Genomic DNA, 24933 nt, shown 5'->3' on the forward strand with positions numbered 1-24933 from the left:
ATGACGCCGACCCTCTCAGCACCATTTCCGCAAATCAAAAACTCAGCACAATCCCGCCTGCGCCGGTTTTGGCCGCGCGATGGCGGAAACGGCCTTGCGCAAAGGCAGGTCTTTCCAACACAATCAAGAAAAAACCCAACAAGGGCAGAAAGACGCAAGAAGGGAACGAACGATAACCGTCACAGCTTGAAGGAGAACAAGCATGTCATTTCGGAGCAGAGTTTCTAAACTGTCCCTGGGCGCCGCCGCGCTCGCGGCACTGAGCCTGCCAACGCTTTCCGTCCACGCCGCAGCCCCTGAATCCAACGACCCCATCAAGATCGCGCTGTTCGACTGGACCAGCGTCAACCTCAACGCCAAGATTCTCGGCGGCATTCTCGAAAAGCTCGGCTACACCGTCGAATATCCGACCGCCGATTACCTCTCCAGCCTGACCACCGGTCTCACCAATGGCGACCTCGATGTCGGCCTGGAATTCTGGGACACGACCGCCGGCGAGGCGATGAAGGCTTCCGATGCCACCGGCCAGACCGAGCGCCTCGGCAAGCTCGGCCCCAAGGCCAAGGAAGAGTGGTGGTTCCCCGAATATATGAAAGAGAAATGCCCCGGCTTGCCCAATTGGGAAGCGCTGAAAGACCCGAAATGCGCCGAGGCCTTTTCGACAGCCGAGACGGCACCCAAGGGTCGTTATCTCGGCGGTCCGGTGACCTGGGAGGGTTTTGACGACGAGCGCGTCGAGGCACTCAAATTGCCATTCACAGTCATCCACGCCGGCACCGACGCGGCGATGTTCGCGGAGCTGGATTCGGCCTATCAGCGCAAGGCGCCGATTATGCTGTGGATCTATTCGCCGCATTGGGCGCCGGCCAAATACAAGGGCGAGTGGGTCGAATTCCCCGAATACACGCTCGAATGCTACAGCGACCCGAAATGGGGCACGAATCCCGATGCCAAATATGATTGCGGCAAGCCGCATGGCGAGATCTGGAAATATGCCTGGAACGGCATGAAGGACAAATGGCCCGTCGCCTACAAGGTGGCCAAGGCCTACACGGTCGACACCGACGAGCTCAACAAGATGAGCGGCGAGATCGACCTCGGCGGCAAGACGCCGGAGGACGTCGCCGCCGCCTGGATCGCCGCCCACGAAGCCGGCTGGAAAGCCTGGGCACAGTGATCGCTCCGACTGGAGAATGAGACCCGGCCGTCGATCGGCCGGGTCTCAATCGTCGATATTCCAGAAGGACGCTTGAATGCTTGACAAGACCGAACCGGGATCGAACGCCGCGGGCGCGCCAAAGGATGCCCGCCCGATAAAGCTGGCCTGCCGCAATGTCTGGAAACTGTTCGGTTCGAACGCGGCCAGCTTCATTCGCGAGCGCGACGGCAAGGCCAGCATGGCCGATGTCGCCGCTGCCGGACTGGTCGGGGCGGTACGCGGCGTCGACCTCGAAATCCGCCAGGGTGAGGTCTTCACCATCATGGGGCTCTCGGGGTCGGGCAAGTCGACCCTGGTGCGCTGCATGTCGAGGCTGGTCGAGCCGACGCACGGCAAGGTCGAGTTCGAGGGCAAGGACCTGCTCAAGATCTCGGATGCAGCGCTCATCGAACTCAGGCGCCACCGCATGGGCATGGTGTTCCAGAATTTCGCGCTGCTGCCGCATCTCAACGTGCTGGACAACATCGCCTTTCCGCTCAGCATCCAGGGGCAGGACCGTGCGACGCGCGAAGCACGCGCCCGCGACGTGATCGAGCTTGTCGGCCTGCGCGGCCGAGAGCATTTCTATCCGCGCGAGCTGTCAGGCGGCCAGCAGCAGCGTGTCGGCATCGCCCGCAGCCTGGCGACCAAGCCGGAGATCTGGTTCCTCGACGAGCCGTTCTCGGCGCTCGACCCGTTGATCCGCCGCGAGATGCAGGACGAGTTGATGCGATTGCAAACCATGCTGCACAAGACCATCGTCTTCATCACCCATGATTTCGACGAGGCGATAAGGCTGGCCGACCGCATCGCCATCATGAAGGATGGCGAAGTCATCCAGATCGGCACGCCGGAGGAACTGGTGGTTAATCCCGCGACAGACTATGTCGCCGAATTCACCCGCGACGTCGACCGCGCCAAGGTGATCTCGGCGAAGAGCCTGATGCGCGCCTGCGACGGCGCCGAGCATGGCGGCACGGTGGCGCCGGAGGCCAAGATTGCCAGCTTCTCGGCCAGCATCGTGGCGGGCGGCAGACCGTTCGCGGTGATCAACGGCAGCGGCAAGCCGATCGGCGAGGTGACGCCGCAAGCGGTGATCGACCTGCTCGCCGGCATCGAGAGGTCAGGAGCCGGTGCATGACAGTAACGGCAAGCGCCAGTGGGACGAGGCCGCGACCGGCGCAGACCCGGCTGCTGGTCTGGGCCGCAGCGCTTGGCGTGGTGCTGGTCGTGTTCCTGCTCCAGGACAGTCTCCCCTGGGCCGTCAATTATCCGGCCGAGGCGATCGTGCCGGTCGCCGACTGGATCAGCGCCCTGATGCGCTGGATAAAAATAAACCTGTCATGGCTGACGCGGTCGATCACTGCCGTGCTCGGCGTGCCGCTCGACTTCGCGCTCGACCTTCTGGCTAAGAATTTCAAGATCGGCCACGGCGCCGACGCCTATGTGCTGCCGCGCCTGTCCTGGATCGGCATCTGCGCGGCGGCCTTCCTCGCCGGGCATGCCGCTGGCGGTCGCAAGCTCGGCATGCTGGTCGGCGGCTGTTTTCTCTACATCGCGCTGTTCGGCCAATGGACCAGCGCCATGCTGACGCTGGCGCTGATTTCCATCGCCGTGCCATTCTGCATCGCCACGGGATTGTTCGTCGGCATCTGGGCTTGGCGGAAACCCTGGGCGGAGCGGCTGGTGGTCTCCCCTGCCCTCGATCTGATGCAGACCATCCCGACCTTCGCGTACCTCATCCCGATGCTGCTTCTGTTCGGCAACAGCCCGGTTTCGGCGATGATCGCCACCGCCATCTTCGCCACGCCGCCAATGGTGCGGGCAACGATGCTTGGCCTGTCGCGGGTGCCGTCCGAGATCGACGATTTCAGCGAGATGGCCGGCTGCACGGCGCGGCAGAAACTATGGCGCGTGCTTTTGCCGTCGGCGCGGCCGACGCTGATGGTCGGCGTCAACCAGGTGATCATGCTGGCGCTGAACATGGTCATCATCGCCTCGATGATCGGCGCCGGCGGGCTAGGCTATGACGTGTTGCTGGCGCTGCGTGCGCTGAAGGTCGGCGAAGCCATGGAGGCGGGGCTGGCCATCGTGGCGCTGGCCATCGCGCTCGACCGGCTGAGCCAGGTCGCCGCCAACCATGCAAAAGGTCACGTCCACCGGCAAGTCCAGCCCGCCTTCTGGCGGCGCAATCTGACGCTGGCCGTCGCCATCCTGATCGTCACCACACTGCTTGGCCTCTTCGTGCCTGCCTTCGCGGCGGTGCCGAAGGCGATCACCTTCACCACCGCGCCATTGTGGAAAGCGGCGGTGAATTGGGTGACGATCAATTTCTTCGATGTCATCGAGGCGTTCCGCGTGGCGCTGATCCTTAACGTGCTGAACCCGGTGCGCGCCTTCTGCGAAAGCTTTCCGTGGCTGGGCGCGGTATTTCTGCTCGGCCTTGCCGGCTATCAGCTTTCCGGCCTGCGCCTGGCCGCTCTGGTGGCAGTGCTGACCGCCTTCTGCGCCGTCACCGGGCTGTGGGAAAAGACCATGGCGACCGTCTATCTCTGCGGCATCTCGGCCTTCATCGCTTGCCTGATCGGCATTCCGATCGGCCTGATGGCCGCGCGCAGCGACCGCTTCGAGAAGGTGATCACGCCCGTCATCGACACGCTGCAGGTACTGCCCTCCTTCTGCTTCATCATTCCGGTGGTGATGCTGTTCCGCGTCGGTGACGTCACCGCGATGATCGCAACGATCGCCTTCGCCGTGGTGCCGGCGATCCGCTACACCAATCACGGCATCAGGCAGGTGCCGCCGGCACTGATCGAGGCGGCCAAGGTTTCGGGCTGCACGCCGCGCCAGACTTTCTTTCGCGTGCAATTGCCACTCGCGCTGCCCGAGATCATGCTGGGCGTCAACCAGACCATCCTGATGGCGTTGGCGATGATCATCATCTGCGCCATGGTCGGCACCCGTGATCTCGGCCAGGAGGTGTTCATCGCGCTGTCGAAGGCCGATTCGGGCCGCGGCATCGTCGCAGGGCTCGCCATCGCCTTCATCGGCATCGTTGCCGACCGGCTGTTCAATGCCTGGACGGCCAAGGCACGGGCAAGGCTGGGTTAGCTCAAGCGGCGAACTTATCAAGGGAGGAAGACATGACCAGCAGGATTGCCCGCTGTGCCTGTGGCCAATTGCAGATCCGCTGTCCGCAACAGCCGGTCAAAATATCGCTTTGCCATTGTCTGGACTGTCAGCGGCGCACCGGCAGTCCGTTCGGGATAGCGGCTTTCTTCGATGCCGACGCGATCGACATCGAGGGCTCATCCCAGACATTCCGGCGCAATTCCGACAGCGGCTTTCCCGTCACTTTCCACTTCTGCGGAAACTGCGGCTCGACGGTGTTCTGGTATCCGTCGCGCAAACCGGAGGCGGTCGCTGTCGCGGTCGGCTGTTTCGCCGATCCGTCTTTCCCTGCGCCGACGCAAGCCGTCTATGGCGAAAGCCGCCACGACTGGGTCGTGTTGCCGGCCTGAAAGCCGCTACTCCGCCGCGACGCCCTTCACTTCCAGATAGCTCTCCATCGAATCGTCCAGCGCCTGCAGCCACGGCGTATGGTGCAGCGGCGCCATGGTGCCGGTCATCAACGAGCGGTAGGAATGGTCGCGGAAGCTCATGATGTCTTCCACCTTGTGATGCTCCCATTCCATGAAGGTCTGGTTGACCGCCTCGACGTCGAAGCCGGGATAGTCGGTCTGGTCCATCAGTTCCTTGGTGTAGTCGCCCTGGAACCAGATCATCTGCTCGGCGTCTTCCAGCGTCTCCTCGCGCGCCCGCCATCTGGCGCCGTGCTCGGCCATTGCCTGCGCGGACGGCAGCTTGATGCGGCCCATGATGACGTCGCGCGCGAACCAAGCCTGCGCGTCGAACATGTTGAAAGTGTAGAACTGGTCCTGCATGCCAATGTAGAAAAGCTTCGGGTTCTTCTCCCAAACGACGCCTTCATAGAGATCCAGCGGCCACATGCGGTTGGCGGTCTTGAGCTTCAGGTCGTCGGTGAGGAAGGGGAAGGAATGGAGATAGCCAGTGCACAGGATGATGGCGTCGACATCCTTGGTTGAACCATCCTTGAAATGCGCGGTCTTGCCGACGACCTTCTGGAGCAGCGGCACCTCTTTCCAGTTCTCAGGCCATTTGAAGCCCATCGGCTTGGAGCGGTAGCTCGAGGTGATCGACTTCGCGCCGTATTTGTAGCATTGCGAGCCGATGTCCTCGGCCGAATAGGAGCGTCCGATGATCAGGATGTCCTTGCCCTTGAATTCCATCGCGTCGCGGAAATCGTGGCTGTGCAGGATGCGGCCGTTGAAGGTCGAGAACCCCTCGAAATAGGGAACGTTTGGCACCGAGAAATGCCCGGAGGCGACGACGACATTGTCGAACTCTTCCGAATAGGTGACGTCGTTGGTGCGGTCATGCGCGGTGACGGTGAATTTCTTCGTCTCGTCCGAGAAGGTCACCATTCGCACCGGGCTGTTGAACCGCACCCATTTGCGCACGCCTGATTTTTCGACGCGGCCCTTGATGTAGTCCCACAGCACGGCGCGCGGGGGATAGGAGCCGATCGGCCGGCCGAAATGTTCCTCGAACGTGTAGTCGGCGAATTCCAGGCATTCCTTCGGCCCGTTCGACCAGAGATAACGGTACATCGAGCCGTGCACCGGATCGCCATGTTCGTCGAGGCCGGTGCGCCATGTGTAGTTCCACAGGCCGCCCCAGTCGGACTGCTTTTCGAAGCAGACGATCTCGGGAATGTCTGCCCCTTTGTCGGCCGCCGACTTGAAGGCCCTGAGCTGTGCCAGGCCGGACGGTCCGGCCCCGATGACGGCAACGCGAGTGTTCATTTCCGGGCCTCCATTTTTTGATTTCCCCAGCGAAACAAATTTCACTGGCAGTGACAGTAATTGGCCCTCCGGCACTGTCAACAGCCATCTGCGGGAACGGCGTTTGCGCAAGGCGGATTTCTGGCGAAGAACCCGCATTGGCCGAAATCGCGGGATTGGCGCATGCGACATAAGACGGCTTGCCGACGCGGCTGCGCTCATGTATCGCCACCGAACATGTTCACCTTGAGTGAAATAAATCCGCGAAGTCCGGGGGGCGACATGGCGAAAAACGCTTCAAATCCAAAGGCCGGTGCTGGAGCCGGCGGCGCAAAGGCAAAGCCGTTGTCAAAGGTCTCGGTGGACGGGAAGACCATCCGCGCGCCGCTGACCCAGAACCCGCACGCCATCCGCGACACGCGTGAAAAGGTGCTGGAAGTGGCGATCGGCCGCGAGGTGCGCGCGTTCCGCAAGAAGCTCGGCATCACTGTCGCCGATCTGGCGGTCGCCACCGACATTTCGCTGGGTATGCTGTCGAAGATCGAGAACGGCATCACCTCGCCGTCGCTGACCACTTTGCAGGCGCTGTCGCGGGCGCTGGGTGTTCCCGTCACCGCCTTCTTCCGCCGCTTCGAAGAGGAGCGCAGCGCCGTTTTCGTCAAGGCGGGCGAAGGGTTGGACGTCGAGCGCCGCGGCACGCGGGCCGGCCACCAGTACAATCTGCTTGGTCACATCGGCTCGAACACCAGCGGCGTCGTCGTCGAGCCCTATCTGATCACGCTGACCGAGGATTCGGACGTGTTCCCGACCTTCCAGCACGAGGGCATGGAATTCCTCTATATGCTCGAGGGCGAGGTCGTTTACCGACACGGCAGCAATCTCTATCCGATGAAGCCCGGCGACAGCCTGTTCTTCGACGCCGACGCCCCGCACGGGCCGGAACAGCTGACGAAACTGCCGATGCGCTATCTGTCGATTATTTGCTATCCGCAGAGCGCGGGGTAACGGGACTCGATTTCCTTTTTTACAGCATTGGCGATTGGCGAAGGCCGAAGTGGCATCCGATCTCCCCCTCGAGGGGGAGATGTCCGGCAGGACAGAGGGGGGCGAACCGCGATGACGCATAATCTCGTATCCTCCAACAACCGCCGCAATGCGCGCAGGATGCGCAAGGTGATGACCGACGCCGAACTCAAGCTCTGGAATGAGATCAGGGCACATAGGTTGATGGGACTGGGGTTTCGGCGCCAGATGCCTATCGCCGGCCATATCGTCGATTTTGCATGCCCGGACAAAAAAGCTGATCGTCGAGCTTGATGGTTCCCAGCATGGCCAAGCCGAAACGTCGGAATTGGACGCTGCAAGAACCGCCAAGTTCGAAGCGCTGGGCAGGACCGTCCTGCGCTTCTGGAACGACGATGTTATCGGCGACGTCGACAGTGTCTGCCAGCATGTCGTGATTGTGGCCGGGCTGGGCGGCGGGTGAGTTTCGCGGAGCGTTAGAGGTTGGACATTGGGCAAGGCCTGCGCTCCACGGCGCCCCCCTCTGCCCTGCCGGGCATCTCCCCCTCTTGGGGGGAGATTGGCTGCTTGGAGGGCAGCGTCAATACAGCAATCAATCCGGCCCGAATCCCGGTGACGTCGCACTTCCATCATCCAACTTCGATAGCCATTCCACCAGCGTTGGCCGATACCGCGTCAGCCCCTTGTAGGTGGCAAGCTCCTCGGGCAGGTCGCGGATGACGCGGTGCAGGCGGCGCGCCCATTTGGGCTGCGTCACCAGCTCGTCCATCTTGATCAGGTAGCAGCGGATCGGGAAGACGATGGCGTTGGAGCGCGGCAGGCGCCAGAAGCTCTGCAATTCGACGCGCAGATGCACCTTGTCGCCGACATTGTCGGGCGTCACCGTCGCCCGGTCCGGACCCCATTTGTGGTAATTCTCGGGGCTGGTGTCGAGGCGCGGATTGACGGTCATGGTCCAGTTCAGGCGACGCGCCGGCTTGCCCTGCTGGATATTGGTGAGGAACTTCAGCGCCCTGACGAAAATCCCCTTTTCATGCGCCAGCGGCACCGGCGCGTGCCACTCGAAGAAGTTCATGCCGATGTCGAAGTCGAGCGACCAGTCGGCCTGGGTGGTGACCATTCCGGCATCCATCCAAAGATTGCCGTCGCGCTGGTCGAGGATGCAGAAATCGCCCTGGCTCTGGCGGGTGATGTATTCCATCGGCCCGTAAGGCAAAGTCGAGGTGTCGCCGAAGGTGAAGGTGTCGTCGATGCCGAGCGGCCGGTTGATCCAGCGCCAGCGATCGCCGTCGCGGGTCAGCGTGAAATGCTCGGGATAGCCCAGCGCCTGCTGCTCCATCAGAAGTTCGAGCAGGTCCCAGCCGGCGAGCGTCATGTGCGGCAGCGACTGGCAGCGCAGTGGATCCTCGGCCAGGACCAGAGCACGGTCCTGCATCTCGGCGACATAGTGCTCGTCGACATCGATCAGGTTTTCCAGCACGCTGCCCTTCGGACCGACGACATGCGGCTCGATGTTGACCGCATACATGTAGCTGTCTTCGTGGAACGGAAACGGGAACCGCCTGATGTGCTCAGGGCTGTTCCTGAAGGTGAAGTCGTCGCGGAACGTTTCCTTGCGAAAGGTGATGCCCAAGCTCGCCTCCTATCTTTCCAAGACCAGCGATTTGCCTTCGAAGCGCGACACGCACGGCATGATCTTGCAGCCGGAGCGATGATCTTCCTCGCTCAGCCAATGGTCGTTGTGGATGAACTTGCCGTCGGACGAGATGACGTTGGTTTCGCACTGGCCGCAGACGCCGCCGCGACAAAGATAGGGTGGATCGACGCCGGCCGCCTCGATCGCCTCGAGCAGGCTCTGCTGCTCGCCGACGCGGATGGTCTTGCCGCTGACGGCCAGCGTCACATCGAAGGGCAATCCCGGTTGCGGCGCCGCGAAATGCTCGAAATGCACGGTCTCCGGTGGCCAGCCAAGCGCGGCGGCGCGCTCGCGCACCCAGCCGATCATGCCTGCCGGACCGCAGACATAGAGATGCGTGCCGAGCGGCTGCGACGACAGCAGCCGGTCGAGGTCGATGCGTTCCCCGCGGTCGTCGTGATAGAGCCGGACCCGGCGGCCGTAGCGCTGTTGCAGCACATCGGCATAGGTGCCGAGCGAAGCCGTGCGGCAGGTGTAGTGCAGTTCGAAATTGCCGCCCTCGCCTGCCAACTGCGCGGTCTGGGCCATGAAGGGCGTGATGCCGATGCCGCCCGCCAGCATCAAATGTTTCTTCGCCCGGAGATCGAGTGAGAACAGATTGACTGGATAGGAGATCACCATCTCCAGGCCGGGCTTGACGCTCCGGTGCATAAACAGCGAGCCGCCCCGGCCGACATCGTCGCGACGTATCGAGATCGTGTATTCGCGCGTGTCGAGCGGCGAGCCCATCAGCGAATAGGGATTGAGCCTTGTGCGGTCGCCGTCGCGCATCTCGACCACGACATGGGCGCCGCCTGAAAAGGTCGGCAACAGCTCGCCGTCGCGGCGGCGGAAATGAAAGCGGGTGACCAGCTCGTTGACGGGGACAACATCGCTGACGACGACGTCGAGTTTGGTGGTGCCGGTGCTCATCGGAAGACCTCCTCGAACGGAGGAATTTCGCTGCGATCCTCGGCATTGATGCAGACGCCCTGGAACGCCGCCAGCCGCCGCGAATAGTGGTCGCGTACCAGAAGTAGCAGGCCGCAATGCGAGCAGGTGGCGGGTTGCGTCGTTACATTCTCGGTGATGCCCTTGCAATGCACGCACTGCACGCGGCGCGCCAGCGAGCCGCGATGTTCGGTCTGGATCGCGGTGTGGTCGATGCCGGCATCGAGCGCCACCTGCATGGCCTGGCCGATCAGCCCTTCGGTACCGGCGAGATAGAGGCGCAGGCCCATATGCGCGTTATCAAGCGTCTGTTTCAGCCGCGGCAGCAGACTGGCGAAGGACGGCGCCTGGTGGAAGCGCGCCGGTTTCAGCGCTTCGAGAGCGGCGACTTGCCTGTCGTCCGGCCCGGGAATGAAGACGATCTCGGCACCGTCGAAGAACCCGTCCGGAGCCGTTTTGGCCATGTCCGCTATCGCGAGCGCACCCTCGGCATCGGCGATGAAAAGATGGTGCTTGCCGGGCTGCGGAGACAAGGTTCCGTAGACGGGCCGGCTGATGATCGACTTGGCTGCCATTCTCTGCTTCGTGCCTCGAACCCTCGCCTTCGACTATGCCTCAGCCTTTCGCCGTGCGCTTGGTCTTCTTTGGGTCGTCGAACGGCAATGGCTGCGCCGTCGCCTTGATCGATCCGCTCCTGTTGCGGATCTCGAGCCTTGTGTCCTTGACGGCGCAGTCGACGTCGAGGCGGGCGATGCCCATCGATTTCTCGACCAGCGGCGAATACATGGCGCAGGTGACGACGCCGACTTTCTTCCCATCGCGATAGACCGGGGCGCCCTCGTCGGCCGGCTCCTTGCCGTCGAGCAACACGCCATAGATCTTGAAGCGCTCCTTGCCCTTGAGACGGTAGTGCTCCTCGGCGCCGCGAAAGCCGGTCTTTCCCGGGCTGACGGTGAAGTCGAGGCCGAGTTCCCACAGCGTGTCGCCGGGGCCTTCATTCTCGAACGGATATTTCTGCGAATTGTCGTAGGGATAGAACAGGAGATAGCTCTCGACGCGCAGCATGTCGAGCGTAGTGAAGCGGCACGGGATGATGCCGGCGCTCTTGCCCTCGTCGAGGATCCTGTCCCAGATCGTGCCGGCATCCTGGCCGCGGCAGAAGATTTCATAGCCGCGCTCGCCGGTATAGCCGGTGCGCGAGATCATCACCGGAAAACCGAAGAGCTGCGTCTGCATGTGATGGAAATAGTTGAGGTCGCGAATGCCCGGCACGTGCCTGGCAAGATAGTCGACCGCCGCCGGCCCCTGCAGCGAGAGGTCGTGCAGATTGTCGTCGAAGCGCAGCGACACGTCCCTGCCCATCGCCGCCCGCTGCAACTCCTCATGTCCGGTTCCCGAGCCATGCACCACCATCCAGCTATTCGGCCCGGTGCGGTAGAGGATGCAGTCGTCGGTGAATTTTCCCGCCTCGTTGAGCATGCAGGCATAGGCCGATTTGCCGGGATAGATTTTTTCGACGTCGCGCGTGGTGGCGAGATCGATGAGGTGCGAGGCGTGCGGGCCTGTGATGTGGACCTTCTTCAGGCCCGAGACATCCATCAGCCCGGCCTTGGTGCGGATAGCGATGTATTCCTCGTCGGCATCCTTGTCGTAGGTCCAGGCGGTGCCCATGCCGCTCCAGTCTTCGAGTTTCGAACCCAGCGCGCGATGGCGATCCGCCAGGGTTGAAAATCTCCAGGATGCCGTCATCCGATCCTCCGTTCGATATTTTGATTATGTTCCCTGCTCCTGTGCGCGCGGGCTGGAGCTTTGAGCGAATATTGATCGCAAACGCGTGGGGCCTGCAATCCCCTGAAAGCAAATAATTTCATTGTCAGGCAAAATTCGTCATCCGAACAAGTCGGTTAACTCTGCGTAAATTCGTCTTGACAATTTCCGAATTCGGTCTGAATTTATGAAAAAAATTTCACTCTCTTGAAAGAGAACGGCGGGCGGTGGATTCGGAACCGGACGTCGAAAAAGGGGAAAACCGATGTCAGACCTGCAGCAGCGCATCGAGGCGCTGTACCGTTCCGACTTGCGCGGATCCGCGCTCCTGATCGTCTGCCTGTGGGCGACGATCCTCTTCGTCCTCTTCATGACATGGCCGCATATCCCGCATGACGGCATCAAGGCCGTCGTCGCGATTGCCGCCGCCGCGGTGCTGATCTTCAACACGGCGGCGATCCTGGCCATGGTCAACCACTACAAGGAAGACAAGGAGTTCATCTACGGGCTCGACATCAAGAATTACGACCGCAACCGCAAATCCTGAGAGGGGAGAGAAGCATGTCCCGCTACACGCCGCCGCAACAGAGCAAGGCCGGGCAGGTCTTCGATATCGCCGTCGTCGTGGTCGCCATCTTCGTGGCGCTGTGGCTGCCGCTGAAACTCGGATTGGCGGGAGCAGCCAAGTCCATCGATGCGCTCGACGCCAAGACTTGGGAGGCGCTCGGCCAGAACCCGACCATGGCCTCGATCTGGGAAAGGCTCGGCTATACGCCCGAGACCGCGCACGACATCATCCAGAATCGTTTCCACTACATCATCGACTGGCCGACGCTGGTTGTCATGGCAGCCGTGTTGATCGGTTATTTCGTGTTCCTGTTCCGGGCATCCGACCGTGAATATCGCGACGTCATCAACGAGAAGTTCGACGAGAAATAATCCGGGGACAGACCATGTGGATAGTACTCTCTTACGCATGCTGGGGCATCTCGATCGTGCTTGCGCTGTGGATGCTCTACGATTGGTTCAAGGTCGATACGACCTACTCCGAGGATATGCTGACGTCCTCGCGCGAAGGCGAACTTGAAGCCGCTTCCGAAAAACACCGGATCTGAGTGGGGATTGATCGATGACGGTCGTGGTTGAAACTGCGGGTTCGGCAACAAATGGCGACAGGGTCTCGCTGCTTCGGGTGCTTGGCCCGGCCCATGTCTGGGCGTTGGGTGTGGGCATCGTCCTGGTCGGCGAGTTCACCGGCTGGAATTTCTCCGCCGACAAGGGCGGCGCGCTTGCCGCGCTGATTGTCTGCTGGGTCGTCGGGCTGCTCTATACCTCGGTCGCCATGATCGATTCCGAAGTGACGTCGACGGTCGCCGCCGCGGGCGGCCAATATGCGCAGGCCAAGCACATCGTCGGGCCGCTGATGGCCTTCAACGTCGCGCTGTTCCTGGTCTTTGCCTACACGATGCTCGAAGTGTCGGACGCCATCCTGCTCGGCGACACGATCGTCGCCAAGGCGGGCGTCGAGGGTCTCACCCACAACTCCTTCATCGCCGCCACCATCGTCGTCCTGGCATGGCTCAACTATCGCGGCGTGCTGATGACGCTCAACGTCAACTTCGTCATCACCGCGATCGCCTATATCTCCATCGTCATCCTGTTCTTCTCGGTCAGCCCGTGGACGCAAGGCGCGGTGCTGAAGCTCAACGAATTGGTCACCCCGGACAATGCGCTGCCCTATGGCTGGATCGGCGTCATCGCCGCTTTCCAGTTCGGCATCTGGTACTATCTCGGCATCGAGGGCACCACGCAGGCGGCCGAGGAAGTGCGCTCGCCCGCGCGCTCGCTGCCTTATGGCACGATGGCCGGCATGATCACGCTTCTGATCGCCGCCGCCATGACTTGGTATGTCTGCGCCTCGCTGATGCCCTGGGAATATCTCGGCATCACTTATTATCCGCTGTGGGACGCCGGCAAGCTGACCGGCAACCCGCTGCTGGAAAACCTGCTGTTCATCGCCACGCTGCTTGCCGCACTGGCGTCCGCCAATGGTTGCATCAACGACGCGGCGCGCGCCTGGTTCTCGCTCGGCCGCGATCGCTACCTGCCGAGCTGGTTCTCGGCGGTGCACCCGAGATACCGCACGCCCTACCGCTCGATCCTGTTCCTGCTGCCGATCGCGCTCGCCTTCGCCTTTATCGCCGACCTCAACCAGGCAATCACCTTCTCGATCCTGTCCGGCGTGCTGCAATATACGTTCATGAGCATCAACATCATGATGTTCCGGAAGAAGTGGCCTCTGGGTTCGATCCGCCGCGGCTACACGCATCCCTTTCACCCGCTGCCGGCGATCGTCTTGTTCTGCCTGTGCGTGGTCACCTTCTTCGCCATCTTCCTCGGCTTCGGCTCGCAGCTCATCGCCATGGTCGCGTTCTATTTCCTGATCTCGCTGTGGTTCCATTTCTACCGCTACAAATTCGTGCGGCGCGGCGACCAGTTCACCATGCCGTGGCCGAAACCGCAGGGCTATTGATGGGAGTAGGCCCGTCCGAATTGGGCGGGCCTGGCATGACGAAATGTCCGAGGTGACGTCAGCACTGCTTGCCGGGGCGGCTGTCCTGGCTCTCGTCCTGCATTTTGCCTGGCTGGCACGCCGCAGCCGCAACAGGGCTGCCGTGGCACGCGCCGCCGACCAGGCCAGCATCCGCGCCGTCATTGCCGACGCCGAAGATGTCTCGGACGGTACTGCCGGCGTCATCACCTGGGAAGGCTCGTGGAATGGCCAGCGCGTGCAGCTGCGCACCATCGTCGACACGCTGGCGACGAGAAAGCTGCCGGCGCGCTGGCTCAGCGTATCGATAACGGAGAAAACAGTCGTGCCCGGCACGTTCGACATGATGATGCGGCCGGGCTCGCCGACGACATTCTCCAATTTCGACCATCTCGACCACACGCTGCCGAAGGCGCCCGGCTTTCCCGCCGAGGCGGTGCTTCGAACGGACCGCAGAGGCGTGCGCTTCCCGCAAAACATCATCGCCGACCATCTGGAGCCCTTTTCAGAAGGACGCGCCAAGGAGCTACTGATCACGCCAAAGGGTGTGCGTATCGTCTGGCTGCTGGCCGAGGCCGAGCGGGCCCGCTACGGTGTCTTCCGGCAAGCCGCTTTCGGTGACGCGCAAATCGACCCGGCGCTGATCTCGCGGCTGCTCGTATCCCTTTCGGGACTGCGCGACGCGATCAACAGGAACGAACGGAAAGCGGCATGACCGGCGCAACCCCCTCGCCCGGACCTACCAGCCCATATATCGTCCTGGGCGCGGCAACCCTGCTGCCGGGCAGCGGCCACGTCATGCTGGGCGTTCCGACGCGCGGCCTGCAGTTTCTTTTCTTCATGGTCATCCTGGCCTGGGTGACGGCGAAGATCGCCCCGCCCGACGCCAGCTTTGTCGGCCGCCACGCCGGCGGCTTCCTGATCTATGCGCTGTCGATCCTCGACGCCTACAAGATGGCTCGTATCCGGACCGCCAAATGGGCCCATTCCATGCGCCGACAAGGCGATGGGCCGCCGGATGGGACAAAACACAACGCGTAACGAGAGGAATATTTTTTTCATACCAATTGAATTCCCCGAACTCATTCGATACATCATTTTTAGCTACAAAGGGTCTGGAGGCTGGCATGTGCGGAATCGTTGGACTTTTCCTGAAGGACAAAGCGCTGGAGCCGCAGCTCGGTGCGATGTTGTCGCAGATGCTGGTATCGCTCAGCGATCGCGGACCCGACAGCGCCGGCATCGCGATCTATGGCGCGCCGTCCCGCAACGAGGCCAAGATCACCATCCAGTCGCCGAGGCCGGAGCGTGATTTCCGTGGACTGGACGCCGAACTCACCAAGGCGCTCGGCGTGCCGGTGAGCGTCATGGTAAAATCGACGCATGCCGTCATCAGGACCACGCCCGAAAAGGTCGATGCCGCGCGTGAGACCATCCAGTCGCTCAGGCCCGACATCCGCATCATGGGTGCCGGCGAAGCCGTGGAAATATACAAGGAAGTCGGCTTGCCCGAGGCTGTGGTCGACCGCTTCGACATCCGTGGGATGACCGGAACGCATGGCATCGGGCACACCCGCATGGCGACGGAATCGGCGGTGACGACGATGGGCGCGCATCCGTTCTCGACCGGCGCCGACCAGTGCCTGGTGCACAATGGCTCGCTGTCCAACCACAACAACGTTCGCCGCGAACTGGTCCGCGAAGGCATGAAATTCGAGACCGAGAACGACACCGAAGTGGCGGCCGCCTATCTCTCCTCCCAGATGGCGCATGGCAAGAACCTCGGCGAGGCGCTGAAGGGCACCCTCTCAGATCTCGACGGTTTCTTCACCTTCGTCGTCGGCACCAAGAACGGCTTCGGCGTGGTGCGCGACCCGATCGCCTGCAAGCCCGCCGTGATGGCCGAAACGGACCAGTATGTCGCCTTCGGCTCGGAATATCGCGCGCTGACCAAACTGCCCGGCATAGACAATGCGAGAGTCTGGGAACCGGAACCCGCAACCGTCTATTTCTGGGAGCATTGAGTTCATGCCGGCAACAAAACTTTCAACCGCGGCGGCGAGCGACCATGCCTCCCGGGTGTTCGACCTGGACCAGATGTCGTTGCGCGAGCTCAACCAGGCACTGCACAATCTGACGCCAGGCTCGAACGAGACCGCCTGGGAAGTGTTGAACCCGAAGGGCAGCCATTCGGTCGCCGTCGGCGTCGACCAGCCGGTCAGCATCGATGTGCGCGGCAGCGTCGGCTATTACTGTGGCGGCATGAATTCCGGCAGTGCCATCACCGTGCATGGTTCGGCGGGACCCGGCGTCGGCGAAAACATGATGTCGGGGTCGATAACAGTCAAAGGCGACGCCAGCCAGTATGCCGGCGCCACCGGCAAGGGCGGGCTGCTCGTCATCGAGGGCAATGCGTCCTCGCGGTGCGGCATTTCGATGAAAGGCATCGACATCGTCGTGCACGGCAATATCGGCCATATGTCGGCCTTCATGGCGCAGTCCGGCAATCTGGTGGTGCTGGGCGATGCCGGCGACGCGCTCGGCGATTCCATCTACGAGGCACGGCTGTTCGTGCGCGGCAAGGTCGACAGCCTGGGCGCCGACTGCATCGCCAAGGAAATGCGGCCCGAACACCTGGAACTGCTGCAGGGCCTGCTCGATCGTGCCGGCGTCACCGGTGTCAAGCCGTCTGAATTCAAGCGCTACGGCTCGGCGCGCACGCTATACAATTTCAATATCGACAACGCCGACGCGTATTGAGGCAGCATGACCTATCGCAACCCGCCGACGACGCCGCGCAAATCCGCGACTTTCGACGACTACACGCTTTCCGAGATCCGCCGCGCCGCGGCCACCGGCATCTATGACATCCGGGGCGCCGGCGCCAAGCGCAAGCTGCCGCATTTCGACGACCTTCTGTTCCTGGGCGCATCGATCTCGCGCTATCCGCTCGAAGGCTATCGCGAGCGCTGCGACACATCAGTCGTGTTGGGCTCACGCCATGCCAAGAAGCCGATCGAGCTGAAAATCCCGATCACCATCGCCGGCATGAGCTTCGGCTCGCTGTCGGGCCCGGCCAAGGAAGCGCTCGGGCGCGGCGCGACGCTGTCGGGCACCTCGACCACGACCGGCGACGGCGGCATGACCGAGGAAGAGCGCGGCCATTCCAAGCAGCTCGTCTACCAATACCTGCCGTCGCGCTACGGCATGAATTTGCGCGATCTGCGCCGCGCCGATGCCATCGAGGTCGTCGTCGGCCAGGGCGCCAAGCCCGGCGGCGGCGGCATGCTGCTCGGCCAGAAGATCTCCGATCGCGTCGCCGAGATGCGCACGCTGCCCAAGGGCATCGACCAGCGCTCGGCCTCGCGCCATCCCGACTGGACCGGGCCGGACGATCTCGAGATCAAGATTCTCGAACTGCGCGAAATCACCGACTGGGAAAAGCCGATTTACGTCAAGGTCGGCGGCGCCCGCCCCTATTACGACACAGCGCTTGCGGTGAAGGCCGGCGCCGACGTCGTCGTCGTCGACGGCATGCAGGGCGGCACGGCGGCGACGCAGGAAGTGTTCATCGAGAATGTCGGCCAGCCGACGCTCGCTTGCATCAGGCCGGCGGTGCAGGCGCTGCAGGATCTCGGCATGCATCGCAAGGTGCAGCTGATCGTCTCGGGCGGCATCCGCAACGGCGCCGATGTCGCCAAGGCGCTGGCGCTCGGCGTCGACGCGGTCTCCATCGGCACGGCTGCCCTTGTCGCGCTCGGCGACAACGATCCCCGCTGGGAGGCGGAGTACAACGAGCTCGGCACCACATCAGGCGCCTATGACGATTGGCACGAGGGCCGCGACCCGGCCGGCATCACCACGCAGGATCCCGAACTGATGAAGCGGGTCGATCCGGTGGCCGCCGGCCGCCGGCTGGCGAACTATCTCAAGGTGATGACGCTGGAGGCGCAGACCATCGCCCGCGCTTGCGGCAAGAACAGCCTGCACAATCTCGAACCCGAGGATCTCGTCGCGCTCACGATCGAGGCCGCCGCGATGGCCGGCGTGCCGCTGGCCGGCACCAACTGGATACCGGGGAAGAACGGCTTCTGATCAACAAAGGGCCGAAGGCCATATGCTCTAGGGCCAACAATCGACAAAAAATGGGGAACTTCCGTGACAGTTGATCTTGCAGAGTTCGCAAGGGCGAAAAACGTCAAATATTTCATGATCTCCTACACCGACCTGTTCAGCGGGCAACGCGCCAAGCTGGTGCCGGCGCAGGCGATATCAGATATGCAGAAGGATGGCGCCGGCTTCGCCGGTTTCGCTACCTCGCTCGACCTCACGCCGGCACATCCCGACATGCTGGCGGTGCCGGATCCGAATTCGGTTATCCAGCTGCCCTGGAAGCCTGACGTCGCCTGGGTCGCCGCCAACTGCATCATGGACGACAAGGAGGTCGACCAGGCACCGCGCAACACGCTTAAGCGACTGATCGCGGAAGCCGCTAACGACGGCATGCATGTCAAGACCGGCGTCGAGGCGGAATTCTTCCTGATCTCGCCCGACGGCAAAACGATCTCCGACGAATATGATACGGCGGCGAAACCATGCTACGACCAGCAAGCGTTGATGCGCCGCTACGACGTCATCGCCGAGATCTGCGACCACATGCTGGCGCTCGGCTGGGGCGCCTACCAGAACGACCACGAGGATGCCAACGGCCAGTTCGAGATGAACTGGGCCTTCGACGATGCGCTGGCGACCGCCGATAAGCATTCTTTCTTCAAGTTCATGGTCAAGTCGATCGCGGAAAAGCACGGCCTGCGCGCCACTTTTATGCCCAAGCCCTTCCAGGGACTGACCGGCAATGGCTGCCATGCGCACATCTCGGTGTGGGACAAATCAGGCAAGACCAATGTCTTTGCCGACAATTCGATGGAGCTCGGCCTGTCGGCCAACGGTAAGCACTTCCTCGGCGGCATCATGAAACATGCCTCGGCTCTCGCCGCCATCACCAACCCGACCGTCAATTCCTACAAGCGCATCAACGCGCCTCGCACCATTTCGGGCGCCACCTGGGCGCCGAACACGGTGACCTGGACCGGCAACAACCGCACCCACATGGTGCGCGTGCCCGGCCCCGGCCGCTTCGAGCTGCGGCTGCCTGATGGCGCGGCCAACCCTTATCTGCTGCAAGCCGTCATCATCGCCGCCGGCCTCGACGGCATCCGCTCCAAGGCCGATCCCGGCAGGCGCTACGACATCGACATGTACCAGCATGGTCACACGGTGGAGGGCGCGCCGAAATTGCCGCTCAACCTGCTCGACGCGTTGCGCGAATTCGACAATGACAAATCGCTCAAGACGGCGCTGGGTGAGGAATTCTCGTCGGCTTATCTAAAGCTGAAGCACCAGGAATGGAATTCCTATGCTTCGCACTTCACGCAATGGGAGCGCGACCACACGCTGGATATCTGACCGGCGCAGCGTGCGAGCGACCTCGGAATGAACGTATGAAATATTCGATCTTCTCGCTCGCCCGCGCCGCCTTCTCCGGCCACAAGAACTGGCAGCGCACCTGGCGCGACGCCAGCCCGAAGGACCGCTACGACGTGGTGATCATCGGCGGCGGCGGGCATGGTCTGGCCACCGCCTGGTTCCTCGCCAGCGAGTACGGCATCAGGAATGTGGCCGTGCTGGAAAAGGGCTGGATCGGCTCCGGCAATGCCGGCCGCAACACCACCATCATCCGCTCCAATTACGGCCTGCCCGGCAACACCGGCTTCTACGAATTGTCCATGAAGCTGTGGGAACGGATGGAGCAGGACCTCAACTACAACACGATGGTCAGCCAGCGCGGCGTCATCAATCTCTACCATTCCGATGCGCAGCGCGATGCCTATGCGCGGCGCGGCAACACGATGCGCATCAACGGCATCGATGCCGAATTGCTCGACCTTGCCGCGGTCAAGAAGATGATGCCGTTCCTGAATTTCGACAATGCGCGCTTTCCCGTGCAAGGCGGGCTCTTGCAGCGGCGCGGCGGCACGGCGCGGCACGACGCGGTGGTCTGGGGCTACGCCCATGCGGCGAGCGCGCTCGGCGTCGACATCATCCAGAATTGCGAAGTGACGGGCTTCGTGCGCGACGCCAACGGCAAGGTGACCGGCGTCGAGACCTCGCGTGGCAAGATCGGCGCCGGGAAAGTCGGCATGGCCGTCGCGGGCTCCTCCTCGCGTGTCGCCGCGATGGCGGGCCTGCGCCTGCCGATCGAAAGCCATGTGCTGCAGGCCTTCGTCTCCGAGGCGATCAAGCCGCTCATCCCCAATGTGATGACGTTCGGCGCCGGCCATTTCTACGTCAGCCAGTCGGACAAGGGCGGCCTGGTCTTCGGCGGCGACATAGACGGCTACAATTCCTACGCCCAGCGCGGCAATTTGCCTGTGATGGAAGACGTCTGCGAAGGCGGCATGGCGCTGATGCCGATGATCGGCCGCGTGCGCCTGCTGCGCCAGTGGGGCGGCATCATGGACATGTCGATGGACGGCTCGCCGATCATCGACAAGACGCCGGTCGACGGGCTCTACCTCAATGCCGGCTGGTGCTATGGCGGCTTCAAGGCGACGCCGGGCTCAGGCCTCGTCTTTGCCCACCTGCTGGCCCGCGACCAATCCCACAAGGAGGCCGCCCGCTTTCGCCTCGACCGGTTCCGGTCTGGTGCGATGATAGACGAAAAGGGCCAGGGCGCCCAACCGAACCTGCACTGAAGGCCCTGCCATGCGCATCACCTGTCCCTTCTGCGGCGAACGCGACCTCGGCGAGTTCACCTATCTCGGCGACGCCAAGCCGATGCGTCCGGAGGCTGGCGCTTCGGAGGACGACGTCTTCGACTACGTTTACCTGCGCGACAATGTCGCCGGCGTGATGGACGAGAATTGGTACCACGGCGGCGGCTGCCGAGCGTGGCTGAAGGTCACCCGCAACACGCTGACGCACGAAATTTCGGCCGTGGAGCCGGCGGCGGGCGCCGGGGCGAGGCAGGTTGCGAAATGAATTTTTCTGTCCAGCTCAGCGCCGCGGTGAAGGCCGGTACGTCTTTACCTCCCCCTTGTGGGGAGGTCGGACCGCAAGTCCGGGTGGGGGTCGGCGCGGCCGGGGGGGGGGGGGGGGGGGGGGGGGGGGGGGGGGCGGCGCCGCCCCCCCACCCCGCTGCTTCGCAGCGACCCTCCCCACCAGGGGGAGGGTAAGAAGCGGCAGGGCGATGAGGGGCAGCGCGACGCCAGTGCATGGGGCTGCATCGTGATTTCCTCCCAGTCCAATCGTCTCTCCACTGGCGGCCTCGTCGATCGTTCGTCACCGCTGAGCTTCCGCTTCGATGGCAAGACGTTCTTCGGCTTCGAGGGCGACACGCTGGCGTCGGCGCTGATCGCCAACGGCGTCAAGCTGGTCGGCCGCTCGTTCAAATACCACCGTCCGCGCGGCATTCTGACCGCCGGCTCGGAAGAGCCCAACGCGCTGGTCGAACTGCGCACCGGCGCACGCCGCGAGCCGAACACCAAGGCCACGACCGCCGAGCTCTATGAAGGGCTCGAGGCCGCCAGCCAGAACCGCTGGCCGTCGCTCCATTTCGACGTGATGTCGGTCAACCAGCTCTTCGCGCCGATCTTCGTCGCCGGCTTCTACTACAAGACCTTCATGTGGCCGGCCAAATTCTGGGAGGCGATCTACGAGCCGGCGATCCGCCGCGCCGCAGGCCTCGGCCGCGCCGCCGGCGTTGCCGATCCCGACCACTATGACAAGGCCTGGGCGCATTGCGACGTGCTGATCGCCGGCTCCGGCCCGACCGGGCTTGCGGCGGCCCTTGCCGCCGGCCGCTCCGGCGCCCGCGTCATCCTGTGCGAAGAGGATTTTATTCCCGGCGGCCGCCTGCTCTCGGATGGCGGCACGATCGACGGGCTGCCGGCAGCCGAGTGGCTGTCGCGAACCCTGGCGGAACTCGAGGCAATGCCCGATGTCCGCATCATGACCCGCACGACGCTGTTCGGCGTCTACGATGGCGGCACCTATGGCGCGATCGAGCGGGTCAACGACCATCTGCCCTCGCCGCCCGAGCACCAGGTGCGCCAGCGCATGTGGCGCATCGTGTCCAGGCGTTGCGTCGTCGCGGCCGGCGCCCTCGAGCGGCCGGTCGTCTTTGCCGGCAACGATACGCCCGGCGTGATGATGGCTTCGGCCATGCGGACCTATGTCGCGCGCTATGCCGCCGCGCCGGCAAAACGCATCGCGCTGTTCACCAACAATGAGGATGGCTGGCGCACGGTCGAGACAGTACTCGGCGCAGGCTTGCAGATTGCGGCGGTCATCGACGCACGGCCTGACGTCTCGCCCGCCCATCGTTCGCTCGCCTCGAAGAGCGGCTTCCCGGTGCTGCATGGCGCCGTCAGCCGTGCGGACGGCGGCAAGGACGGTGTGAGGAAAATCTCCGTCTCTCTCACCGGCGGCGCGCGAGCCGAAGTGGAAGCGGACGGGCTTGCCGTCTCCGGCGGCTGGAACCCGGCGGTCGGGCTCACCTCCTATCATCGCGGCCGGCCGAAATGGCGCGACGACATCGCCGCCTTCGTGCCCGACGGAGCGCCTCCCGGCATGGTCGCCGCCGGTGCAGCCAATGGCTCGTTCGGTCTCGGCGCCTGCCTGGCGGGAGGGTTTGCAGCAGGCGCGGCGGCCGCGCTCGACGCCGGGCGCTGCGGCAAGGCCGGCACAGCGCCGACTGCCGATGACGAGGCGTTCTCGTTGACGCCGCTCTGGCATGTCGCCGGCAAGGGCAAGGCGTTCGTCGACCAGCAGCACGATGTCACAGCTTCCGACATCGAACTCGCACAGCGTGAGGGCTTTGAATCGGTCGAGCATCTGAAGCGCTACACGACGCTCGGCATGGCGACCGACCAGGGCAAGACCTCCAACGTCGCCGGCCTCGCCATCATGGCTGCGGTGTCGGGCAAGTCCATTCCCGAAACCGGCACGACGATCTACCGCCCGCCCTATGTGCCGGTCGCGATCGGCGCCTTTGCCGGCCATCACCGCGACGAGACTTTCCACGCCACAAGGCTGACGCCCTCGCATCACTGGGCCGCCGAACAGGGTGCCGTCTTCGTCGACACCGGCCTGTGGAAGCGCGCGCAATGGTATCCGCGCACGGACGAGAAGGACTGGCTGGAATCCGTCACACGCGAGGTCAAGACGGTGCGTTCCGGCGTCGGCTTCTGCGATGTCTCGACGCTCGGCAAGATCGACGTGCACGGCCCCGATGCCGGCGCCTTCCTCGACCGCGTCTACATCAACACCTTCTCCAGCCTCGCCGTCGGCAAGGCGCGCTACGGGCTGATGCTGCGCGAGGACGGGTTCGTCTACGACGACGGCACGACCTCGCGGCTGGCCGAGGATCATTATTTCCTCACCACCACCACCGCCAAGGCCGGACTGGTGATGCAGCATCTCGAATTCTGCCGGCAGGTGCTGTTCCCGGAACTCGATGTGCAACTGACCTCGGTCTCCGACCAGTGGGCGCAGTTTTCGGTCGCCGGGCCGAAGACGCGTGATCTGCTGAAGGAGATCGTCGATCCGGCCGAGGACCTGTCGAACGAGGGCTTCCCCTTCATGGGTGCACGCGAAGTCGCGCTGCGCGGCGGCATCAAGGCGCGGCTGTTCCGCATCTCTTTCTCCGGCGAAATGGCGTTCGAAATTTCGGTGCCGGCGCGCTATGGCGAGGCGCTCGTGCGCAATCTGATGCTGGCCGGCAAGCCGTTCGGCGTGACGCCATACGGCACCGAGGCTCTTGGCGTCATGCGCATCGAAAAGGGCCATGTCGCCGGACCGGAACTGAACGGCACGACCACGGTCGCCGACCTCGGCCTGGGCAAGATGATGTCGACCAAGAAGGATTTTGTGGGCCGCGTCATGGCCGGGCGCGAGGCACTGGTCGCGCCGGACCGGCAGGTCGTCGTCGGCATCAAGCCGACCGACAAGGCGCGGCGGCTGCGCTCCGGCGCGCACATCGTTCCGAAGGGCCAGACGCCCGGACCTGATAACGACCAGGGCTATGTCACCTCAGTCTGCTTCTCGCCGACATCGGATCAATGGATCGGGCTTGCTCTCGTGGAACGTGGTCGCGAGCGTATCGGCGAGGCCGTGCGCGCGCACGATCCGCTGCGCGCAGAGGAGTATGATGTCGAACTGTGCAATCCCGTCTTCTACGACCCGGATGGAGGGCGCCAGCGTGGCTGAATTTACCTGGGATGCGCGCAGCCCTCTCGACCGCACGCTGGTCGTCGGTCCGCGTGGCGCGCAGGGCGATACCGGCGTTTCGCTGACCGAGATCCGCAATTTCGACCTCGTGCAAGTGATGGCACGCCGCGGCAAGGCGGGTGACCTGGCCAGGGCTGCGACGGCGTGTTTCGGCATTGCCGGTCCGGATGCGCCCAAGGCGGTGCGGATTGCGGACGCCACGCTGATCTGGTCCGGGCCGGATCAGTTTTTCGTGCTGTCGAAGAGTGGCAAGCACGGGATGAAGGCGCTTGCTCCTCTGCTTGCCGGATCGGCTTCGCTGTCCGACCAGTCGCATGCGCGGGCGCTGATCAGCATCTCCGGTGACAAGGCGCGGGCGATGTTGGCCAAGCTTTCATCGCTCGATCTGCATGCCGGTGTGTTCGCGGTCGGCTCTGCCGCCGCAACCTCGATGGATCACACCAGCGTCACGCTCTGGCGTGGGAATGATCGGGCGGACGGACAGGCGGTGTTCAACGTTCTGGTCTTCGCGACCTTTGCCGAGAGCCTGTGGCACACGATGCTCGATGCGGCGGCGGAATATGGTGTGGATATCAGCCATTCCGAGGAAGTGACGTAGCTTTGCGCACGCCCT

The 24933-nt window shown here is 63.3% G+C and carries 24 protein-coding genes and 1 pseudogene; 20 read left to right on the forward strand and 5 right to left on the reverse strand.

All coding sequences use genetic code 11. From position 1 onward, the window contains the following. Positions 1 to 202 precede the first annotated feature (202 nt). The 4 genes from LB541_RS02060 (at position 203) to LB541_RS02075 (ending at position 4719) form a co-directional block, all read left to right on the forward strand. Positions 203 to 1177: an ABC transporter substrate-binding protein gene (locus tag LB541_RS02060; RefSeq protein ID WP_224617692.1), complete on the forward strand. Its 975-nt coding sequence runs from the start codon at positions 203 to 205 to the stop codon at positions 1175 to 1177. Between the two features lie 76 nt (positions 1178 to 1253). Beyond that, positions 1254 to 2339, forward strand: coding sequence for a glycine betaine/L-proline ABC transporter ATP-binding protein (locus LB541_RS02065; protein WP_224617694.1), 1086 nt, complete (start codon positions 1254 to 1256; stop codon positions 2337 to 2339). Beyond that, a complete protein-coding gene (locus LB541_RS02070; RefSeq protein ID WP_224617695.1) occupies positions 2336 to 4309 on the forward strand; it encodes an ABC transporter permease in 1974 nt (657 codons plus the stop codon). Before LB541_RS02065 ends, LB541_RS02070 begins: the two co-directional genes overlap by 4 nt. Positions 4310 to 4341: 32 nt before the next feature. Beyond that, positions 4342 to 4719, forward strand: a complete 378-nt coding sequence (locus tag LB541_RS02075; protein WP_140559334.1) for a GFA family protein — start codon at positions 4342 to 4344, stop codon at positions 4717 to 4719. A gap of 6 nt (positions 4720 to 4725) precedes the next feature. On the opposite strand, the gene LB541_RS02080 is transcribed toward LB541_RS02075, so the two are convergent. Then, complete coding sequence (locus LB541_RS02080) at positions 4726 to 6084, reverse strand: NAD(P)-binding domain-containing protein (protein ID WP_140558273.1); 1359 nt, start codon at positions 6082 to 6084, stop codon at positions 4726 to 4728. A 261-nt stretch (positions 6085 to 6345) separates the two neighbouring features. On the opposite strand from LB541_RS02080, the gene LB541_RS02085 reads away from it, so the two are divergent. Further along, positions 6346 to 7068: a helix-turn-helix domain-containing protein gene (locus tag LB541_RS02085; RefSeq protein WP_140559333.1), complete on the forward strand. Its 723-nt coding sequence runs from the start codon at positions 6346 to 6348 to the stop codon at positions 7066 to 7068. A 111-nt stretch (positions 7069 to 7179) separates the two neighbouring features. Next, positions 7180 to 7549 (forward strand): annotated as a pseudogene (locus LB541_RS02090) (endonuclease domain-containing protein). 129 nt (positions 7550 to 7678) lie between these two features. Here the strand turns inward: LB541_RS02090 and LB541_RS02095 are convergent. Genes LB541_RS02095 through LB541_RS02110 form a run of 4 tightly spaced genes read right to left on the reverse strand, consistent with a single transcriptional unit; the run spans position 7679 to position 11461 of the window. Beyond that, positions 7679 to 8719, reverse strand: coding sequence for a heme-dependent oxidative N-demethylase family protein (locus LB541_RS02095; RefSeq protein WP_140559332.1), 1041 nt, complete (start codon positions 8717 to 8719; stop codon positions 7679 to 7681). A gap of 9 nt (positions 8720 to 8728) precedes the next feature. Further along, positions 8729 to 9694 carry a PDR/VanB family oxidoreductase gene (locus LB541_RS02100; RefSeq protein ID WP_224617698.1) on the reverse strand — a complete coding sequence of 322 codons (966 nt, stop codon included), beginning with the start codon at positions 9692 to 9694 and terminating at the stop codon, positions 8729 to 8731. Beyond that, positions 9691 to 10287, reverse strand: coding sequence for a dimethylamine monooxygenase subunit DmmA family protein (locus tag LB541_RS02105; protein WP_140497879.1), 597 nt, complete (start codon positions 10285 to 10287; stop codon positions 9691 to 9693). Before LB541_RS02105 ends, LB541_RS02100 begins: the two co-directional genes overlap by 4 nt. A 40-nt stretch (positions 10288 to 10327) precedes the next feature. Then, positions 10328 to 11461: an aminomethyltransferase family protein gene (locus LB541_RS02110; RefSeq protein ID WP_140497877.1), complete on the reverse strand. Its 1134-nt coding sequence runs from the start codon at positions 11459 to 11461 to the stop codon at positions 10328 to 10330. Positions 11462 to 11744: 283 nt separating this feature from the next. On the opposite strand from LB541_RS02110, the gene LB541_RS02115 reads away from it, so the two are divergent. The 14 genes from LB541_RS02115 (at position 11745) to LB541_RS02180 (ending at position 24918) form a co-directional block, all read left to right on the forward strand. Further along, positions 11745 to 12026 (forward strand): hypothetical protein, encoded by a 282-nt coding sequence (locus LB541_RS02115; protein ID WP_140514705.1) that lies wholly within the window; start codon positions 11745 to 11747, stop codon positions 12024 to 12026. 14 nt (positions 12027 to 12040) lie between these two features. Continuing rightward, the gene (locus LB541_RS02120; protein WP_140497873.1) at positions 12041 to 12418 is read left to right on the forward strand and encodes a hypothetical protein; all 378 of its coding nucleotides are present in this window, start codon (positions 12041 to 12043) and stop codon (positions 12416 to 12418) included. 14 nt (positions 12419 to 12432) lie between these two features. Next, positions 12433 to 12594 (forward strand): hypothetical protein, encoded by a 162-nt coding sequence (locus tag LB541_RS02125; protein WP_140514703.1) that lies wholly within the window; start codon positions 12433 to 12435, stop codon positions 12592 to 12594. A gap of 14 nt (positions 12595 to 12608) precedes the next feature. Continuing rightward, positions 12609 to 14012: an APC family permease gene (locus tag LB541_RS02130; protein ID WP_140514701.1), complete on the forward strand. Its 1404-nt coding sequence runs from the start codon at positions 12609 to 12611 to the stop codon at positions 14010 to 14012. A 43-nt stretch (positions 14013 to 14055) separates the two neighbouring features. After that, a complete protein-coding gene (locus LB541_RS02135; RefSeq protein WP_181167650.1) occupies positions 14056 to 14745 on the forward strand; it encodes a hypothetical protein in 690 nt (229 codons plus the stop codon). Beyond that, the gene (locus LB541_RS02140; protein ID WP_140497867.1) at positions 14742 to 15071 is read left to right on the forward strand and encodes a hypothetical protein; all 330 of its coding nucleotides are present in this window, start codon (positions 14742 to 14744) and stop codon (positions 15069 to 15071) included. Before LB541_RS02135 ends, LB541_RS02140 begins: the two co-directional genes overlap by 4 nt. 86 nt (positions 15072 to 15157) lie before the next feature. Further along, complete coding sequence (locus LB541_RS02145) at positions 15158 to 16054, forward strand: class II glutamine amidotransferase (protein WP_140685240.1); 897 nt, start codon at positions 15158 to 15160, stop codon at positions 16052 to 16054. Between the two features lie 4 nt (positions 16055 to 16058). Beyond that, entirely contained in the window at positions 16059 to 16790 is a 732-nt protein-coding gene (locus LB541_RS02150; RefSeq protein WP_140551135.1) for a GXGXG domain-containing protein, read from the forward strand. Positions 16791 to 16796: 6 nt separating this feature from the next. Further along, on the forward strand, positions 16797 to 18125 hold the full coding sequence (locus LB541_RS02155; protein ID WP_095771140.1) for an FMN-binding glutamate synthase family protein: 1329 nt from the start codon (positions 16797 to 16799) through the stop codon (positions 18123 to 18125). A gap of 63 nt (positions 18126 to 18188) precedes the next feature. Then, positions 18189 to 19496, forward strand: a complete 1308-nt coding sequence (gene glnT, locus LB541_RS02160) for a type III glutamate--ammonia ligase (RefSeq protein WP_140675070.1) — start codon at positions 18189 to 18191, stop codon at positions 19494 to 19496. 35 nt (positions 19497 to 19531) lie between these two features. Next, the gene (locus LB541_RS02165; protein WP_140497859.1) at positions 19532 to 20785 is read left to right on the forward strand and encodes a sarcosine oxidase subunit beta family protein; all 1254 of its coding nucleotides are present in this window, start codon (positions 19532 to 19534) and stop codon (positions 20783 to 20785) included. 10 nt (positions 20786 to 20795) lie between these two features. Next, positions 20796 to 21071, forward strand: coding sequence for a sarcosine oxidase subunit delta (locus LB541_RS02170; RefSeq protein WP_140520863.1), 276 nt, complete (start codon positions 20796 to 20798; stop codon positions 21069 to 21071). Positions 21072 to 21320: 249 nt separating this feature from the next. Next, a complete protein-coding gene (locus tag LB541_RS02175) occupies positions 21321 to 24299 on the forward strand; it encodes a sarcosine oxidase subunit alpha (RefSeq protein ID WP_411908913.1) in 2979 nt (992 codons plus the stop codon). Further along, complete coding sequence (locus tag LB541_RS02180) at positions 24292 to 24918, forward strand: sarcosine oxidase subunit gamma (RefSeq protein ID WP_140514689.1); 627 nt, start codon at positions 24292 to 24294, stop codon at positions 24916 to 24918. The genes LB541_RS02175 and LB541_RS02180 overlap by 8 nt, the downstream gene beginning before the upstream one ends. The last annotated feature ends 15 nt before the right edge of the window (positions 24919 to 24933 follow it).

Origin of the sequence: Mesorhizobium sp. BR1-1-15 (assembly GCF_020165475.1) — a bacterium.
In the GTDB taxonomy this organism is placed as follows: domain Bacteria; phylum Pseudomonadota; class Alphaproteobacteria; order Rhizobiales; family Rhizobiaceae; genus Mesorhizobium.